The following is a 16,789-nucleotide window of genomic DNA, read 5'->3' as shown; positions in this document are numbered from 1 at the left end:
CTAAAATGATAATTAATTAACATAATTATGTTAATTTTAGGTGTTATTAAGTAATAAAAAAGACTTGGAAGCGCTATCCTCCAAGCCTTGTCAATCAATATATGTTCTAAATATAAAACTATAATTAAAATTTGTTCTGATTTATAAAAATAAATAACCGCTCACACCAATGTCAGTTATTTTTGTCAATAATAAGAAACGATTCCTCACGATTCAACATCTGGCGTGATTTTTTCTCTTCTTCATCAACCAGTTGAGTTAATTTTTTGACGAAAATAGCTTGTAATTGATTCCAATGCTCTTCGAAGTGTTCTTCATTACGTAAGCAATGTGTCATTACTGCTGCACGTAATACGTAAACACATCGTGCTTTTTCCCACTCACTACGGCTAAAACCACATTTCTCAGCGTAGTACCAAGGTGTATCACCGTATTCTTTGTAATCCAGTATGGTTGAGGATGTGAAAAAATCGTTGCTATATGCACGTCCTGAAGAATATGAACAAAGTTCGTAAATTCGCTTGTTGAGCGCATTGTGGTTGATAAGGCTGGTGTTTTCGACTTCTTTGAAGGTGAAGTTGATCATGTGAAAATCAGGTGTTGGCATGATATGCATTTTAAATCGATACTCACCGATTTCGATTGGTGGCATATTTGCCATTTTATCTAATAGCTGATTCGCGGTGACTATACCAGCGGCTATCACTTTTCCATAACCACTGATGTTTAAAGGCAGTAGTCGATGAGCTGCCCACAGCGCTGCTGCGGTTGCCCCTGATTTCGAACCTTCCATGATGGAAGCGCCAAGTACCCCTCGATTACTGGCAGGAGAGTTACTTTGGTTGTTATTTTCTTCAAAGACATAAAGGGCACGTGAAGCAATCAAATCGAGAATACGTTTGTCTTTCATACAAATTGCCCCGGCGGAATATTGAATAAATCCAACCTTATGCGGGTCAATTGTTATCGAATCGACATATCGCAATGCTTTGAAGCTCTGGTAAACCTCTGGTTTTGGCCAACTGATATTTTCAGGCACGATACCTAGCGCGTGGTGATAGTTAACCAAATCATCATATTCCATAAATTCACCCTGTTCATTAAGAAGCATGGAACAGGCGTATCCCGCATAAGCGGCATCAATATGGATATAGAATGATTCACCATAACGTTCTTCACATTCTTGCCGTAATGCAATTACTTCATCAACCCGATCAATGGCACCGACTTCAGTTGTACCGACTACACCAATCATCGCCAAAATAGGCACGCCCTTCTCGATTAAGTCGAGGGTGATTTCCCGCATTTTGCCAACATCGGTTTGATAATGTTCATTCACAGGCAATGGGATAATATTTTCTTGACCGATCCCAAAAATATCTGCTGCTTTCATCCAGGAATAATGTTTGGATTGTGGTACAAGTAGCTTACCCAAAATTTCAGTCTTACTCCCTGTACCACGACACGTCATGTTACGTATTTCATCAAAAATCCCGCGTTTTTGTAACTCGCTGATTAAATCGAGAACTTCAGTTGTTGGCATATTCATCAATTGCTTTTGTGACTTATGACTAACCAGCTCTTTTGTCTCAGGATGTTGGGATACAGCAAAAGGCAATGTTTTTAAGTTTCTGGCAACCCACAAACCTTCATAGTTAGCTACAGTTCCACCGGAAGTGATATGTCCCCAAGCGTGTTGAGGGTCATAACCAAGCATCCGGCAGAGATCTAACCCAGATTCAAGCTCAAGTTCTGTTGTTGTAGGTGATACTTCGTAGGTACAGTTGTTGGGGTTGTACATCATTGCCATCACATAAGCGAGATTGGAAACCATCAAAGTGTCGCTGTTAATGTGGCCTAGATAACGGGGGGAGAAGAAAGGAATTGAGGTATTTTTTAGTTTTGCTGATAGCTGATTCAATATTCCTTCTGTCCGATAGAGAGTTTCTCTGTAATTATGCTCATAACGATCAACGGATGTAACCAAAGCGGCATCTTCTGGGTGAAATCCTGAACGCCAGTGCATATGTTCGCTAACCGCATAGTCCATCATTTCCCTGAAGAAAACTGCATTTTCTGATTTTGGGCCTAGAAACAACGCATCTACATTTAAGTTGGTATAAAGAGGCTTAGTCATAATCACGATACCTTTTTCTGGTTCTTAGTGTTTTATAGTATTTTTTAATTTATGCGTTTGTAAATTTGTTAATGTTCCAATTTTTGTTTCAGACGTTAATAGCGCACCTCTTGTGACAAGAGCGAAAAATAAAAATAACCTACTGAAAGTAAATTATTTAATTTCTGATGGATGTGCTAAAAAATTCATTAACACATATCAAATTAATCTATTTTAATCGATATAAAATACACTTTTTAAAATATTAATCATAAGTTAATAAATAGTTTCAAATTTGTGCGCGACAACAAAGAAATGCTCAGAACGCAGAGTGATATGAAGATGGAAATGTTTCATTGTAAGACTATGAGTACGTTCTACATAACATGATTAGTGACAACGTCACGTTTTTTGTTATGTAGAACGGTATAGCAGAGGAAGAGGAAAGTTACCTAATTTGGGGAAAATGACGATTACATGTTACATATAATGAAAAAAGTATATTGATTGACCATCTCAGCGATAAACATGATAACCGTGCCAGACAGAATGGGAAAACCCGGACGGATTAACGCCCGGTTTCTCCCTTTCCATAAAGAATAAGCCCATATTGCCATTGCGATAATATATAAACACCATGAAACCATTCTCAGCCAAAATGCACTTTTGAAATTAAGTTCTAGCTGGAGTGGAAAGATAATATTTTCGTCGACTGTTGTGGCTTCTGTTAACCACTCCATATAGGCCGGCTGCTCAATCAATCGCGTTGTTACACTGATGAAAACAATAATCAGTGCTACCATCATTAGTTTGGTGGAAAGTTTCCTGCAAATGCGTTTTTTGAGTGGCCAACCAACAAACGATAGAGCTAACGCAGGCCCCAGTGTAAACACCGCACCATAGAACAAAAAATAGGTATTAATGTTTATCCCTTTGGCCATAGTGCTATTAACGTAGATGCTGGCCATATAATGCATATCGGTCAAGCCAATGATCCCAAGCCCGGCTATGATATAAACATGAGCCCGCTTTGTAATTATGACGAATAGCGTATATAAACTCAGCAAACTAAAATAAATAGCAGCAAAAGTCTTTTCTATGTTTATCCATTCCCGCATAACATTACGTAATGAATGGTAAGCACTAAATGGATATCCCAAGAGATCTAGAGAAGAGGCCAGCCCTACTCCTGCCAGTACACTGCTGACCAACAAGATTCTCTGTACGAGTCCAATAATTGGATACTGCCATGTGTCTAATTTATGTCTAACTCGGTAAATATAAAGTGCGCTCATTAGTACAAGTCCAATCGAACTTTGCACTATCATCGTAAATGCAATCAACAGCCATTCACCCATACCAATCCAATCCATTTATCTGTAACCAAACTCCATCATCAATACATTATATTATTAATTCAATTTAAGTTTGATCAGTATGTTATATTGAGTGTCGTAAATTTTACGCAAATTCGGCGTTAATCCCTAAAAAAATTCATTTTTTTCTCAAGATACCTTTTTGCGTGATGATTTATACAGTGATTAATAAGGGAATCTAGCTCTTATCAGGGCGGTCTAAATATGTTAAATTGACGTATATCAATTACTTCTAATGAGCACTCCCTATGATCCCGGAAAAACGTATTATTCGTCGGATTCAATCTGGTGGTTGTGCAATCCACTGTCAGGATTGCAGCATTAGCCAGCTATGCATTCCTTTCACCTTAAATGAACATGAACTCGATCAGCTTGATAATATTATTGAGCGTAAAAAACCAATCCAGAAAGGGCAAACTTTGTTTAAGGCTGGTGATGCATTGAAATCACTCTATGCTATCCGTTCTGGGACTATCAAAAGCTATACGATCACTGAAGAAGGTGATGAGCAGATTACCGGTTTTCACCTTGCCGGCGATTTAGTAGGGTTTGATGCTATCATCAATACTGAGCACCCCAGCTTTGCCCAAGCACTGGAAACTTCCATGGTGTGTGAAATCCCATTTGAAACACTGGATGATCTTTCCGGTAAGATGCCAAATCTCCGCCAGCAAATGATGCGCTTGATGAGCGGCGAAATCAAAGGCGATCAGGAAATGATCCTCCTGCTATCCAAGAAGAATGCGGAAGAAAGGCTGGCAGCATTTATCTATAACCTGTCACGCCGTTTTGCGCAGCGCGGTTTTTCTCCTCGCGAGTTCCGTTTGACCATGACGCGTGGCGATATCGGTAATTATCTTGGTTTGACTGTTGAAACAATTAGCCGCCTGCTTGGCCGTTTCCAGAAAAATGGCATTTTGGGTGTTAAAGGTAAGTACATCGCGGTCGAAAATATGGAGAAACTGACGGAATTGGCAGGAAAGGCCCCTGTTTGTGTGTCCTAAAGTTATCTTAAATTTTAAGCCGGATCGCTATATTTTGCTGATCTGGCTTTCTTTTACCCTGTTATAGTTGGTCATATTGGTTTATCTTCTTACAAAGATGTATCCAGCCTCTGCGAGGAATTCAATATGGCAAACTACCAAAACCTCTTAGTTGCAATTGACCCAAATCAGGATGATCAGCCGGCATTAAGGCGTGCAGTATATATCGTGCAACGTAATGGTGGCCGGATTAAAGCATTCTTACCCATTTATGACCTCTCATATGAAATGACTACCCTGCTTTCTCCAGAAGAAAGAAATGCCATGCGTAAAGGTGTCATTGGCCAAAGAATTGCTTGGATAAAACAGCAGGCACACTACTATCTTGAATCAGGTATCGACATTGAAATCAAGGTAGTTTGGCATGGTCGTCCTTATGAAGCCATTATTCAGGAAGTCATCACAGGAAAGCATGATTTATTATTGAAAATGGCACATCAGCATTCTTTATTGGAATCCATGATTTTTACACCGCTGGATTGGCATCTATTACGTAAATGCCCTTGCCCTGTCTGGATGGTTAAAGATCAGGTCTGGCCAGAAAAAGATTCTGCTGTTGTTGCGGTTAATTTATCAAATGAAGAATCTTACCATACTGCACTAAATCTGAAATTGGTGAAAGAAACGCAAGATCTCGCTAACCGAATTGTAAAAGAACCTCTGATTCATCTTGTCAGCGCTTATCCTACTGCGCCTTTAAATATTGCAATGGAACTGCCCGATTTTGATCCCAATGTATATAACCAGGCATTACGTGGTCAGCATTTGGTTGCAATGAAAGAGTTGCGGCAAAAATTCTATATTGATGAACAACAGACCCATGTTCACGAAGGGCTACCTGAAAAAGTCATTCCTGAAATTTGTGATGAATTAAATACGGGAGTGGTTGTTCTGGGCATTCTTGGGCGAACTGGGTTATCCGCTGCATTTCTTGGTAATACGGCTGAACATGTCATCGATAAGCTTAAATGTGACCTGCTGGCAATTAAACCGGATGGTTTTGTTTGCCCGATTAGTGTGGATGAAGAGTAGCTGATCGTCTTTTGTACGGTATGTCTAAAAAAAGCCAACTCCATAAAGGAGCTGGCTTATTTCTATCTATCATTTATGTTCTATAACATAAAATAATTAAATCATCATACTTACTGTTACTTTGGAATTGCTCTGTTTATTATTTTTTCTTTTTTTAATTCAACTGCAATGGAAAATAGGAGTCATAATAATTAAAAATAAATTACCCTATTCCTCTAATTATTTTATCTTCCCTGTTAAAAATTCAGATTTTTGGCTGCATTTTTTAAACGTTCATCGCCTCTTCGATCATATTTCTGAGTTGTAGTGATACTTGAGTGCCCCATCGCATCTTTCACTGTTACAATATCTTCCCCATTGTCCAGCATGGCTGATGCAAATGTTCTACGCAGATCATGAGGAGCAAATTTTTCCAGCCCACTCTCAATTCTACGTGTCTCCAATATATGATAAATTGCCTGGTCTGACAGACGGTTATCTGTCACATCATCATCACGACGGATACGGGTAAACAATGGTCCGGCATGATCACCCCGGATTTCATCTATCCAACGATTCAAACGTTCCCATGTTCCTTCAGGCATATAGGATAGACGTTCTTTGTTTCCTTTCCCCATGACTCTTAAAGCCTGCTCACGACGAATAACATGTTTCAAATCCAGTGAGATAATTTCTGACCGACGGAGCCCGCAACCAACAAGCACACTAATGATGGCGGCATCACGTAAACCTTTTGTGCTGAGATCATTTTCACAAGTAAAAAATAACGTTTTAATTTCATAACGGTCAAGTGCCCTTCCTTTAGGCAACCGATTCCCTCTGACCGAACGCACTTGTTTAATATGTTGAAAACTGTCGGTATCGAGTTGCTTCATTGTCCAAGCTTCCAACGCCACGCCTTTTAACGCAGCAAGGTAGGTATTGATCGTCGCTGGTGCTTTGCCGGAATCGGAGAGCATTTCCATGATAGCTTGCACATGATGACGACGCAGTGCATTCCATGTACAGTCCTGTACATTTTGATACCCAAGCATTTTTGCTACAATATTAAGAAACGATTTCATAGTCTGGCGACTTCGCTTTGAGCCAAGACTGATAAGATATGCAATAGCGGGATTGTTATGTATCTGTTTGCCAGATGCAGACAATGACATGACCATTCCTTGCTTTTGTTGATCACTTGAAATGACCATCCATGATTTTGTGTTTTCATCACTTTCATCGTTGTATTCATCTGGGTTTTGGTGGTTCAAAATTGCCTCCTTGTTGCTGACTTCAGTGTCTTCCGTTCAAACAAGCTCAAATCGAATTGTTACAAAACAAGTGTGTCCACTCCGTTCGGATAATGGAACTTATCTTATTAGCTCTATTTTTGAGCATAATTATGGTTTCGCTGTGTAAAAAGTGGGGCTCATTACCCACACAATCCTATTGTAGAAAAGCTACTTTTTCAAATGTATATTTTAATAAGTAGGATGTTTATTGAGCATTTATTGGTGTTTTTTAGTTGTTTAGGAACAATAAAATTTGTAGTTTGTATGTAGTGCGTAATTGCATGATTAAGAATTACGTTTGAAACGGCGTTTTTCAACGAGGCAATGCGATAAATCCCTCCCCACTTATTTTTACTGCCTGCCCTTCTTTGAGTTTGGTAAGATCGGTTTCTTCAACCTGTGCCAGTACCTGATATTGTGTTGTGTCCATAACTTCCAATAAGGGCATCCCTTCGGTAACTCGAACTCCTGTCTGAATCGTTAAAAGCTTCCCACTTTCTCCTTGTGTTGTTCTAAGCACGATACCCGAAAATGGCGCTTTGATTTCTTTATGTAAGTATTGTTCCTGTAGTGTCTGATAGCGGCTGTAGCGCGCCACGTGAATTGAAAAAATGTGCCATTTAAATCGCGAAAAATTAGCACATGGTGATTTTATCAAAACACGTGGCATATTTAGATTCTTTTGTAGTCGGTAACTGGCTATATTCTATTCTTTCCTTTCTGCATCCCTGCAAACACTCATTCTGTTCATTAATTAAACTAAAAAAGCGCTAATTTATTGCCTGTGTTTCACCTTTAAAGGCCTATTAGCCATTTGTACCATGGTTATCATGCAACTAACTGGTTTGCAAAAAACCTCGGTTTAACGGGAACGGTAGATTTAGCGAAATCAATGTGGGAAAATGGCCTGCGGACGGCATCGAGGTTGACGAGAGTGTTTATCTGGAGTTTGTGGCAAATAGACCGCCAGAGGGCAAGCGTCGAGTCGTTGGTGAGAATGGTTTACCTGCATGGGGCGATATTCCACCGCCAACACCAGAGGAACTACAGCAACGGGCAGAGCGGAAAAAACAATACCTGATGTCACAGGCATCAAATTCTATCGCACCGTTACAGGACGCTGTAGACCTAAAAATGGCAATAGATAGTGAGCAAGCAACACTGACAGGGTGGAAAAAATATCGGGTGTTATTGAACCGTGTAGACTGTTCGACCGCACCTGACATTGACTGGCCTAAAGCGCCAAAATAACGATAAGGGGCACGCAGCCCCCGTATTTACTTCGGCTGTTCCGGCCATTGGACATCGGGTGCGGTGGAGCAATCCACCCGATTGAGCAGCACCCGGTATTTACGCCATGCGGTTAATGCGGATTTCTCGGCATCGGTGGCGATATTCAAATCGACTGCATCCTGACAGATATCAATTTTCTCTTTGGCCGTCCTCAGCAAATATCGTTTCTCATACTCTGCATTTTGCTGTAACTGCTCTGGTGTGGGCGGGGGATTTGCAATAGTTCTGGCCTCAGTTTCTGTAATGGGAATGAAATCGGGTTTAATTAAATAATCCTGAGAGCCATCTGATTCATACCCATACACCCGATTATCTGTTGATTTGTAATATTTCATGATTACCTCAATTCAGCCCATGACTCGATGAAATCGCCTTCGTTCTTGCGGTGCGCATTAACTTCGTAATTCGCGCCAACCGGAACGATAAAAAATACACTCAAAATTGAGTGCGGGCCGTCAAGACCTGACCAATTATAGGCGACCTGAACACCATTTACGCTAGCACCAATCCCCAGTGCGACATTGCTCTCCTCTCGTTTTTTCGTTTTAACGAATACCGCTATCGGCCTGCCTGCATCATTATAATATTGTGAGCCCCCGATTCGCTGAGACCGAACGTTCCGCCAGCTCTGGTTAATACCGATACTCGCGTTATCTGCCACATCAGACATTAATGCGATATCACCAGATTTTTTGCGCAAAATGGCGTAATACTGAGTAGCAGTCGATTTATCCCGGTACATAATTCTCAACATGTCGGCATTTTCATGTGGAGTCGCAGAAAGCTGGACGTAATAACCAGTCGCATTTATTAATTTGATACCTGCCCAGTCATGTGTCGCCTCAACATCTACCCCGCCACACGAAAACATTTCAGAGGATTTTTTCAGCGCAAAACGGTCACCCGCTTCTTTAATCGAATACGCGCCAACCACTGCCGCTGAAGGAGGAAATGCTTCGCTGTACCCCCGCGACCATCGCCCATCTTTATGGCGATCATGCAGCGTTGTCCCGCCAACCCACCCTTTGGCTTCAATATCGTCGTCAGCATAAACCTTCCCTGTAATTTGTCCGCCTGTTTTGGGGTAAGCATTTTTCGCTAAATCTACCGTTCCCGTTAAACCGAGGTTTTCTACAAACTTCGGCTTGTTCGGAATGTCTGCGCCGTTCTGGTTCTTCTCCAGACGGCTATTGGCATTCTCATTAACTTCAGTCACCAGCTTCTGACTGGCGGCCATTTTGCTGCTGTTACCCGTTCTGTCGGTCAGTGTAATGCCATTAGCAACGATACTTTTGATGGCAACAGCCAGTTGATTCAGTTTGCTTTTATCTGGCGTGATACCTGCCTCTTTCAGTACGCCCAACAATTCAGCCTGAACCTGGTTAAACCATTCCTGACCGGGATAGCTGGCACTCAATCCCGCGCCCCCTTCAGTAAACCAAAGGGGGACAGAATTGTTGGTGGGGGTGATAGTAGGCATCACGTTGATACCTGACGGGTTATCGAGTCCGAACATCGTTATTCCTCACTCATAAATAAAAACAAATTCGGTTTCAGCCGGCGCGTAACGCGCCAGCAGGCATTCCAAATCGGCGGCATCGGCAATGCGTAAGCGTTGCTGGCAGTGATCCAGTACGGTGGCAAAATGGGTTGTCCTGTCCGCGACATGGACGAACACGCGAAACCAGTTGATATCGGGGTAAATGGGATAATTGCAGTCACGCAGGCAGTGATGCGGGTAGTGCTCTTCCAGTCTGATGCGGTAGCCACGGTCGGCAGCCAATCGTTCATAGAACTGATTGCACAAGCTGCCGGACATGATTAATTTTGTCTTGACGGCCTGACGACGACTGTTGATTGATGACTCTTTATCAATGCTGCAATCAGGCAATCCGACAAAATCTTCCCAGTCGTCCAGTAACATAAATGCCCGGTCGGCAAAGATTTCTTCTAGCAACGCGGCATTGATAGCATCAACCCGGGCGAATTCTTCCCCGGTGGCCAGCATCAATTTGGCCAGATTGCTGTCGAGATCTTTTGACCAGGCCAGGCCATTCGGCAGCAATTGCAGCCCTGAGCGTTGGTAATCTTTGGCTGTCATCGCCATGTGATATCTCCCAGCACAAAAATCTCATTTTCTGCGGCGTGAATATCGCTGGTCGGGCTGAAGACCGTGTTATCAATTTCACCGGGGGCGTTCGAGATGGTGGCACGGATTTCAGACAGGAATGCCAGGCCACCGGGGCGCAGGTTTTCCAGATAGATTTTCAGGTGCGTTTTGACAGCATCACGCACCTCTTCCGTATTGGGTGACAGGCGAATAGCGAAGTTGATGACTTTCGCGGTCGGACTCATCACGATCAACTCCGCCCCGGTGGTCTTGCCTTCCACCTGATTGGTGACGGGGTTGATATGTCCGGTCAGGTAGTCTTTTATTCTGTTCAGGTCAGCCGTGCCGGGGAAGATGTCAGGCTCTTCATCCATCACGAACATCACGCCCACCGTGCCATGTCCCCGATAACGGGGAATGCACCAGGCGCGGGTGACGCCGGGGACTTCCAGCGCCCAGCGCTCGTAGTCATACTGGTTGCCGCCGGAAGGTGGATACTGCACCCGAAACAACAAGCGGGAACGCAGCGAATCCATCGATTCCTGTTCAGCGCCGCCGCCGAGGTATCGACAACGGGCCTGTGTCTGAACATTCACCACCGGAGAAATTAACTCCAGTGGCACGCCTTCCGCGGTGTTGCCTTTACGGCCTGCCGCAATCGCGGTCACTGAAACCGGATTATCACCCGCGATGGCCTGGACATCATCAATAGACTCTAACACCACCCCATCGGGGCGCTGCCAGCGGGTGCCTTCAGGGATTAAGGTATCCGCAGACACGGTTACGGTTAATGTGCCGCTGGCGTTCGTGGCGGCTTTACGCCAGACACCCCAGAATTCGCAGTGTTCCAGCAGCTTGTCATCATCCGCAAGATGCGGGATAACCTGCCGACTGGTCCACGCCAGATGGTCATGCAGTCCGGCGGCATTACCTGCATTGGCATACGCGATAGCATGGGTTGTCCGAAATGCCGTTCGGGCATAGGTTCCTGGCAACCGGCTTTCAATGTCAGCCTGATTGCGGGCGATTAATGTTGAAAGTGCGGGGGCTTTATACGGCATTTAAATCCTGCTTAACGATGTTTTAAAAGGCATTGGCAACACACTGCCATCAAATAACGTGACAGAGACGGTCAACAGTAAAACGCCGGATGCAGGCGCCGTCGCCATTACATCGATTTTTCTTACGTGACCCTCATCAACCAGCCAGGCCAACGCTTCATCGGCGTAGGCTTTGGCGCGGTGCAGCACGGCAGACAGTTGCTTTTCACGGGCCAGCAGCCAGAGCCGGCTGCCGATAGGCCGTGAGTTAAAGCTATCGCCCCACCAACCGCGTCTGTCTGTCCCCGCGCCTGTCGGGAGTTCGTCGGAGTCGAGCGCCCGGCGGTCAGTGAATAATGAAATGATGACGGCGGTGCTGAGTGAATTATCCAGGGCGATATCGGCATTATTGATAACAATATCGGCACCGTTGATTTGCCACTGTAAGGCGATATCATTCATTGCATTCATCGGGGGTTACTCGTACTGTATCCGTCATGCTCATGGTGAATATGGTCTTTACCACTCGTCTGGCCGGACATATGATCCTGAGCCTGGCTGATGCCGACTATATCCACATTGCCCGTGAAGCGGGTTTGTGGCGTGTCAAACACAACCCCTTCTTCCGCCACGACTTCCAGCCGTTTACACTGAATGCGAACAACCCCATTTTCAGTGAGTAAGAGGTGATGCCCTTCCAGATGATAGACGGCACTGTCACCACTCTTGAGGTTCCCCAGACGGCAACGGCGGTTATCCACGGCAATGGCGACCAGGTGCTGGCGAACGCCGCCCACGGATAACACGATCGCTTCACTGTCCGCAGGCGGAACGCTGGTCTGTCCATAGTTCTGGAAGCGCTCGACATCATCGGCAGTTTCTTCAGCCAGCAATGACACCTGAATATTCTGTTGCTTCAGGGTGTCATTCACGAAGTTAACCACACCCCGCGATACCAGTAGCCGGATACGGCGGGACAGGCTCGCGGTAAATTTATTGAACTGGGCAATCATGGTTTCCACCTTATGTCTCTGACTTTTTGTTCGGGTTCGGCGGCTTCGGTGAAGCCGTCACGGGGCATCAGTTCCAGTCGGGTTATCGTGCCGTTGTCGTTATCCAGCAGGTAATTCACGGAGACGATCAACAAAGGTTCATCGGGAAATCCCGCTTGCGGGGCCTGTAATCTGACCATGTCATTGATTTGCCAGAGTTGGCCATCGGGTTTGAACCATCCCCTGATGCCCACCGAAGCGGTTGTGGAATGCGCCATGGCGCGCTTTTGTTCCCATGCGGCGCGGGCGGTGCCTTTGGCTTTCGTCATATTGTCATCGGCCAGAAAGAGAGTCGGGCGATAACGCGTAATGGCCGGATCTCGCGCATCCATATAAATAGCCGTTGACTGTACCGGGGTTTGGGTTTCCCCCCAGCGGCCGCCCGCCGCCGATGCCCCCTTGACACGATAGAGGCTAAAGCGCTCCTGCCAGGATAAGGTGGTATCCAGCGTTTTGATTTTGACGCCTGTCGGCGAGGCATTGCCCAACACCAGTGTTGCCACGGACTGGCTGCCCGCGGTGGCAAAAACCAGCTCGCCTGCGGCATTGCTGGTCACGATGACGCCCCGGTGCCGGGCAGCACGGGACAGGTTGTCAAAGACGGTTTCACCGGGTTCGATTTGCCACTGGCGAAACACCGTCGCGGCGGCGGCATCCTTAACCTGCCAGCGAACGGTGACCCCGAAGGGTTTACACAGGTCTTTCGCTATCGTCTCCAGACTGACATTGCGCCATTGCCCCCGACCATGAATGGCCGCGCAATCCACCAAATCGCCTGTCTTGTCACGGCCGGATAACGTAATCGTGCGCTCGTCGGCATTGATCCCCACTTCAACCGCATCGACATATCCGGTAACCACCAGCTGGCCATTAATGGCCAGCTGGCAGGCGTGACCGGGTTTCAGTACCAGTGGGGAATCGTTATTTCTGACGGTAATGCCCAGACTAAACTGGCCGGACATCTCTTCCAGACTGCGGGTGACATTCAGTGTTTTCCAGCCGGAATAAATTTTATTGCTCAGAATCAACTCAATGGTATTAGCCATTAATCACCTCGACTTCCAGCCCGCCCGAGACGAACGCGGGGTGACGAATGCCATTGCGGCGGATAAATCGGCTAATCTGCGCGACACTGCCTGTTTCACGGTATAACGCCACCAACGCAGGTTCCGTCCCGACTACCCGAATAGGCCGTGCCGTCGGCAAGGCGCTGGCTGTGACCTGCATCTGTTGCAGCAATACAATGCGAAAATCACGTAACTGCTCTGATGTTCGGAACCAGCCTAAATCCCCGGTTTCTACGATCAGTTGCATCAGGGTGTCATCCAGTTCTGCACTGCTCTGACGGACATCCTCCAGCGTTTCTATCAAGGGAATGGTCGCATCGGAGATCAATAAGGCGGCATCAGACGTCAAAGGGTCAGCCCGTTCGGGTAAGGGCAAACCCGTCAACGGGGTATCAGCGGGTTGCAGGGGAGTCAAACCCGTCTGAAACGGGGCCTGGGTGAGTGCAGGTGCAAACTGCTGACCCCGTGCCGACGCAGCCGCGGCGTTTAAGGTCAAGGTGGATAACTCTTTGGCAATGAAAATGCCCGTGGTGGTATTAATCACCTGCTGAAGTCTGGCGACGGCGGGCACATGGGATCGAAATTGTGACTGAATGCCACTGGATGTCTGACGCAACGCCCGGTTGGCGACATCGGGCGTGGCAACGTCTGCCATGCCGGAAATCAGGCCGCTGATATCGCCAAACAGCTGGTCAGGGGTATTGATTAGGTTTTTCAGGGAACCTTTCAACCCCAGCGCCGCACCCAGTAATTGATTCATGCCCGAGTTGGCAGGCAGGCTGCGGATACCGTTAACAATCGTATTGACCGTATTTGCAACCGCATTCAGGCGTTCAGTGGCCTGATTAACGGCACTTGTGAAGATCTTCCAGTTTGCGGCGATATCTGCCAGTGTGCTGTCGGTGAGGCCCTTGTCCTTCAGTTCCGGCCGTTGCGATACCTGGGGCGCCGTATTATTGGCCGCCGGAACAAACGTCACGGAAAACAGCGCAACCCCGCCTGTGTAGCACGATTCACGGACAGTATAGGTTTCAATTTGTACCTGCTGCTGACCATAGTACGGGTGATCCATTTCACCCGGTTCGGCTTTTTCCAGTGCGGTAATCAGGGCATCGCGCTGGTCAAAATAGCGGTCACCGAACACCACGGCCGTAAATGAATACTCGCGGGTGGTCAGCCCCATGTCTTCGGTTTCGCCGTCGTCCCGCAACGGGTACTCATGCCGAACGACACGACGGCCACCGGAGACGGTGGCATCATCCATGATGTAAAACGGCACGTTGCGAAAGGTGCCTTTCCCCGTCCCGATACGGCTGCGCCATGACGTGTCATTAAACAGTGTCATAAACTGATCAAATTCCATCAGTAACTTCTCCCGTAGCTGTAGCCGGTGTTAACCCGTAAATCGACATTTTCCGCCTGCACCGATTTGGTTCTGACTTTTAAGTCATCAGAAGATTCCACCACCACGGTGATCTTGCCATCGGCAGGTTTGGCAGGCGGAGTTTCCGGCACCTGACGGGCCGCCGCCAGACGGTTAGCCGGAGAGTCCGGCCAGGTGCCGAAGGAATTAGGTCGTTCGCCCGTGAGGTAAGGCGAGGGTTTAACGCCTTCATTTTTGATCTTCTCATCACGTTGTTTCGACCAATCTTTGATAGGGCTGGTTATTGCGCTCCAGGCATCCCCCGCAGTGGCATCATAGAATTCCCCCCACGTTGGCGCAGAGCGGATTTTATTAAACTGCTCGTTATTTCCAAATGCCCATGTCAAGGCATCATCCACATAGGGCGTAACTGCGCCAGTCAGCATCCCCGCGATCCCAGCCCCCATTCCGGTCTTAATTAACTTGTTTTTGCCTCCTCCTCCAATTACCCCACCGGATTGGTTTCCTTTTCCACCCAAATTTGCTGGCCAATTAGTGACATAGACAGAAACAACACCCGATCCAGCACCGCCGAGTCCCCCCCCCATTGCCGCCCGCACCTCCGGCTCCCGGGCCATTCTTGATGTACTGGGCGTAGTTAACGATTTTTTTGCCTGCACGCCAGGCGTAACGGGCGGCCACCGCGGCACCAATGGCAATCGCCGCTTTCTCAATCGCCGCCGCGTATTTATCCAATTCTTCAGGGGTTAAATCATTGATGGCATCGGCCAGTTCCTGAACAGGCTTGGCCAGTTTCAGCTGCGCGAATCGTTCCCCCGCATTGGCGAGAGAAATCAACGCCGCATTCAGGGTCTGAACGTTTTGGGTGGCTTTTTCTTCCAGCAACCCCGCTTCAATATTGGCCGGGTTAGACATGGTTTTGGCTAAATCCCGCTTTTTGGGGTCAGCAAACACCATCGCTAATTTCAACGTGTCGCCGTCAAAGACGTCTTTTAGGTTACCTTCTTTCTGATAGGCGGCTTTTCCCGACTCAAACAATAAATCCGCTGGGGATTTTAATTGGCCGTTTTTATCTGTGGTTTTAACCCTACCTTTCTGCCACAAGGTTTTTCGTTTATCCGCATTATTGATAACCTCGTAAAAACCTTGTACCGCCGCTTCAGCCTGTGCAGGGTCATTAAATTCCTGATTGGCTATCCGCATCAGCGCTAACATTTGCAGCTGGTCTGTCTGGTTTTTCCACGGGGTATTTTTACCCAGTCCGCGTAATGCACTGAGTTGATCAGTCACATTCCCCGTACCCTGCCGGCTGGCCGACGCAACACCGTCCAGCCAGGTCTGCATTTTCTCCGGTGACTGATAGCCGACGTTAAACATCGCCCCCAGCTCCGTTCCGGCGGCACTGGCTTCCATCTTGATGCCGTTGATACTTAGGGCGATGTTATCGAGATGCGCCAGCGTAGCATCCAGATTATTGGTTTGGCCCAGGAACGCGGTCGCCGCGGTGGTTAAATCGGACGTACTCAGCTTACGGCGGCCGGCCACTTTGGTGATGGACGCATCCAGCGTATTCACCTGGTCGGCGGTCAGGTTATATTGTGTCCCCAGTTCGGTCATGACCTGCTGATGATCAGCCACTTTCTTGGCCGCCAACGCCAGGCCGCCGCCGGTCACAAACCCCATCAGGCGGTTATCAAATTTGTCCAGTATCCCGTTGGCGCCCGTCATGGCCCCGGAAAACAGCCGCATGGAACGGCTGCCTTCCGTCCCAAACCGCCGGATACTGGCCCCGAACTGACGGGCACGTTGGGCAACATTGCCGACCAAATCAATGACGAACCGGGCGCGGTTAGGGGTTGTCATGCACGTTTCTCCAGCCAGGATGAATACAGCCACAATTTAGGCAGGGGTAACGCCAGCGCCCAGGCCGGGCCCCCCCGCAGCCGATGACCGACAAACAATGCAGTGCGCTCAATGGCACGAACGCACTGCAAACTATCGC

At 47.0% G+C, this 16,789-nt stretch carries 18 protein-coding genes; 3 read left to right on the top strand and 15 right to left on the bottom strand.

Annotated features, from left to right (window positions below; genetic code table 11):
- Positions 1 to 172: 172 nt before the first annotated feature.
- Positions 173 to 2,137: a pyridoxal phosphate-dependent decarboxylase family protein gene (locus PSI22_RS00575; RefSeq protein WP_273577829.1), complete on the bottom strand. Its 1,965-nt coding sequence runs from the start codon at positions 2,135 to 2,137 to the stop codon at positions 173 to 175.
- Between the two features lie 452 nt (positions 2,138 to 2,589).
- Complete coding sequence (locus PSI22_RS00570; RefSeq protein WP_273577828.1) at positions 2,590 to 3,489, bottom strand: DmsC/YnfH family molybdoenzyme membrane anchor subunit; 900 nt, start codon at positions 3,487 to 3,489, stop codon at positions 2,590 to 2,592.
- A 251-nt stretch (positions 3,490 to 3,740) separates the two neighbouring features.
- On the opposite strand from PSI22_RS00570, the gene fnr reads away from it, so the two are divergent.
- Positions 3,741 to 4,496: a fumarate/nitrate reduction transcriptional regulator Fnr gene (fnr, locus tag PSI22_RS00565; RefSeq protein ID WP_038193578.1), complete on the top strand. Its 756-nt coding sequence runs from the start codon at positions 3,741 to 3,743 to the stop codon at positions 4,494 to 4,496.
- Positions 4,497 to 4,622: 126 nt separating this feature from the next.
- Positions 4,623 to 5,567, top strand: coding sequence for a universal stress protein UspE (gene uspE, locus PSI22_RS00560; protein WP_038183381.1), 945 nt, complete (start codon positions 4,623 to 4,625; stop codon positions 5,565 to 5,567).
- Positions 5,568 to 5,803: 236 nt separating this feature from the next.
- Here uspE and PSI22_RS00555 read toward each other — a convergent pair whose 3' ends face one another.
- Positions 5,804 to 6,727 (bottom strand): tyrosine-type recombinase/integrase, encoded by a 924-nt coding sequence (locus tag PSI22_RS00555; RefSeq protein ID WP_370688968.1) that lies wholly within the window; start codon positions 6,725 to 6,727, stop codon positions 5,804 to 5,806.
- A 427-nt stretch (positions 6,728 to 7,154) separates the two neighbouring features.
- Positions 7,155 to 7,511: an HlyD family secretion protein gene (locus PSI22_RS00550; RefSeq protein WP_273577827.1), complete on the bottom strand. Its 357-nt coding sequence runs from the start codon at positions 7,509 to 7,511 to the stop codon at positions 7,155 to 7,157.
- A 224-nt stretch (positions 7,512 to 7,735) separates the two neighbouring features.
- On the opposite strand from PSI22_RS00550, the gene PSI22_RS00545 reads away from it, so the two are divergent.
- Positions 7,736 to 8,092 carry a tail fiber assembly protein gene (locus PSI22_RS00545; protein ID WP_273577826.1) on the top strand — a complete coding sequence of 119 codons (357 nt, stop codon included), beginning with the start codon at positions 7,736 to 7,738 and terminating at the stop codon, positions 8,090 to 8,092.
- 26 nt (positions 8,093 to 8,118) lie between these two features.
- On the opposite strand, the gene PSI22_RS00540 is transcribed toward PSI22_RS00545, so the two are convergent.
- The 11 genes from PSI22_RS00540 to PSI22_RS00490 are packed head-to-tail and all read right to left on the bottom strand — an operon-like array spanning position 8,119 to position 16,781.
- Positions 8,119 to 8,469 carry a tail fiber assembly protein gene (locus PSI22_RS00540; protein ID WP_273577825.1) on the bottom strand — a complete coding sequence of 117 codons (351 nt, stop codon included), beginning with the start codon at positions 8,467 to 8,469 and terminating at the stop codon, positions 8,119 to 8,121.
- 2 nt (positions 8,470 to 8,471) lie between these two features.
- Positions 8,472 to 9,650 (bottom strand): tail fiber protein, encoded by a 1,179-nt coding sequence (locus PSI22_RS00535; RefSeq protein WP_273577824.1) that lies wholly within the window; start codon positions 9,648 to 9,650, stop codon positions 8,472 to 8,474.
- Positions 9,651 to 9,659: 9 nt separating this feature from the next.
- Positions 9,660 to 10,241 carry a YmfQ family protein gene (locus PSI22_RS00530; RefSeq protein WP_273577823.1) on the bottom strand — a complete coding sequence of 194 codons (582 nt, stop codon included), beginning with the start codon at positions 10,239 to 10,241 and terminating at the stop codon, positions 9,660 to 9,662.
- A complete protein-coding gene (locus tag PSI22_RS00525; RefSeq protein ID WP_273577822.1) occupies positions 10,232 to 11,305 on the bottom strand; it encodes a baseplate J/gp47 family protein in 1,074 nt (357 codons plus the stop codon). Before PSI22_RS00525 ends, PSI22_RS00530 begins: the two co-directional genes overlap by 10 nt.
- Entirely contained in the window at positions 11,306 to 11,755 is a 450-nt protein-coding gene (locus PSI22_RS00520; protein WP_273577821.1) for a phage GP46 family protein, read from the bottom strand.
- On the bottom strand, positions 11,752 to 12,297 hold the full coding sequence (locus tag PSI22_RS00515; protein ID WP_273577820.1) for a phage baseplate assembly protein V: 546 nt from the start codon (positions 12,295 to 12,297) through the stop codon (positions 11,752 to 11,754). Before PSI22_RS00515 ends, PSI22_RS00520 begins: the two co-directional genes overlap by 4 nt.
- Positions 12,294 to 13,382, bottom strand: a complete 1,089-nt coding sequence (locus PSI22_RS00510) for a phage baseplate assembly protein (RefSeq protein ID WP_273577819.1) — start codon at positions 13,380 to 13,382, stop codon at positions 12,294 to 12,296. The genes PSI22_RS00515 and PSI22_RS00510 overlap by 4 nt, the downstream gene beginning before the upstream one ends.
- The gene (locus tag PSI22_RS00505) at positions 13,375 to 14,766 is read right to left on the bottom strand and encodes a DNA circularization protein (RefSeq protein WP_273577818.1); all 1,392 of its coding nucleotides are present in this window, start codon (positions 14,764 to 14,766) and stop codon (positions 13,375 to 13,377) included. Before PSI22_RS00505 ends, PSI22_RS00510 begins: the two co-directional genes overlap by 8 nt.
- Complete coding sequence (locus tag PSI22_RS00500; protein ID WP_273577817.1) at positions 14,766 to 15,374, bottom strand: hypothetical protein; 609 nt, start codon at positions 15,372 to 15,374, stop codon at positions 14,766 to 14,768. The genes PSI22_RS00505 and PSI22_RS00500 overlap by 1 nt, the downstream gene beginning before the upstream one ends.
- Positions 15,319 to 16,650 (bottom strand): hypothetical protein, encoded by a 1,332-nt coding sequence (locus PSI22_RS00495; RefSeq protein WP_273577816.1) that lies wholly within the window; start codon positions 16,648 to 16,650, stop codon positions 15,319 to 15,321. The genes PSI22_RS00500 and PSI22_RS00495 overlap by 56 nt, the downstream gene beginning before the upstream one ends.
- Positions 16,647 to 16,781 carry a hypothetical protein gene (locus tag PSI22_RS00490; RefSeq protein ID WP_273577815.1) on the bottom strand — a complete coding sequence of 45 codons (135 nt, stop codon included), beginning with the start codon at positions 16,779 to 16,781 and terminating at the stop codon, positions 16,647 to 16,649. Before PSI22_RS00490 ends, PSI22_RS00495 begins: the two co-directional genes overlap by 4 nt.
- Positions 16,782 to 16,789: the final 8 nt, after the last annotated feature.

Source organism: Xenorhabdus aichiensis (assembly GCF_028598775.1).
Taxonomy (GTDB): Bacteria; Pseudomonadota; Gammaproteobacteria; order Enterobacterales; family Enterobacteriaceae; genus Xenorhabdus; species Xenorhabdus bovienii.
This window is presented reverse-complemented; position numbering and strand designations above follow the sequence as displayed.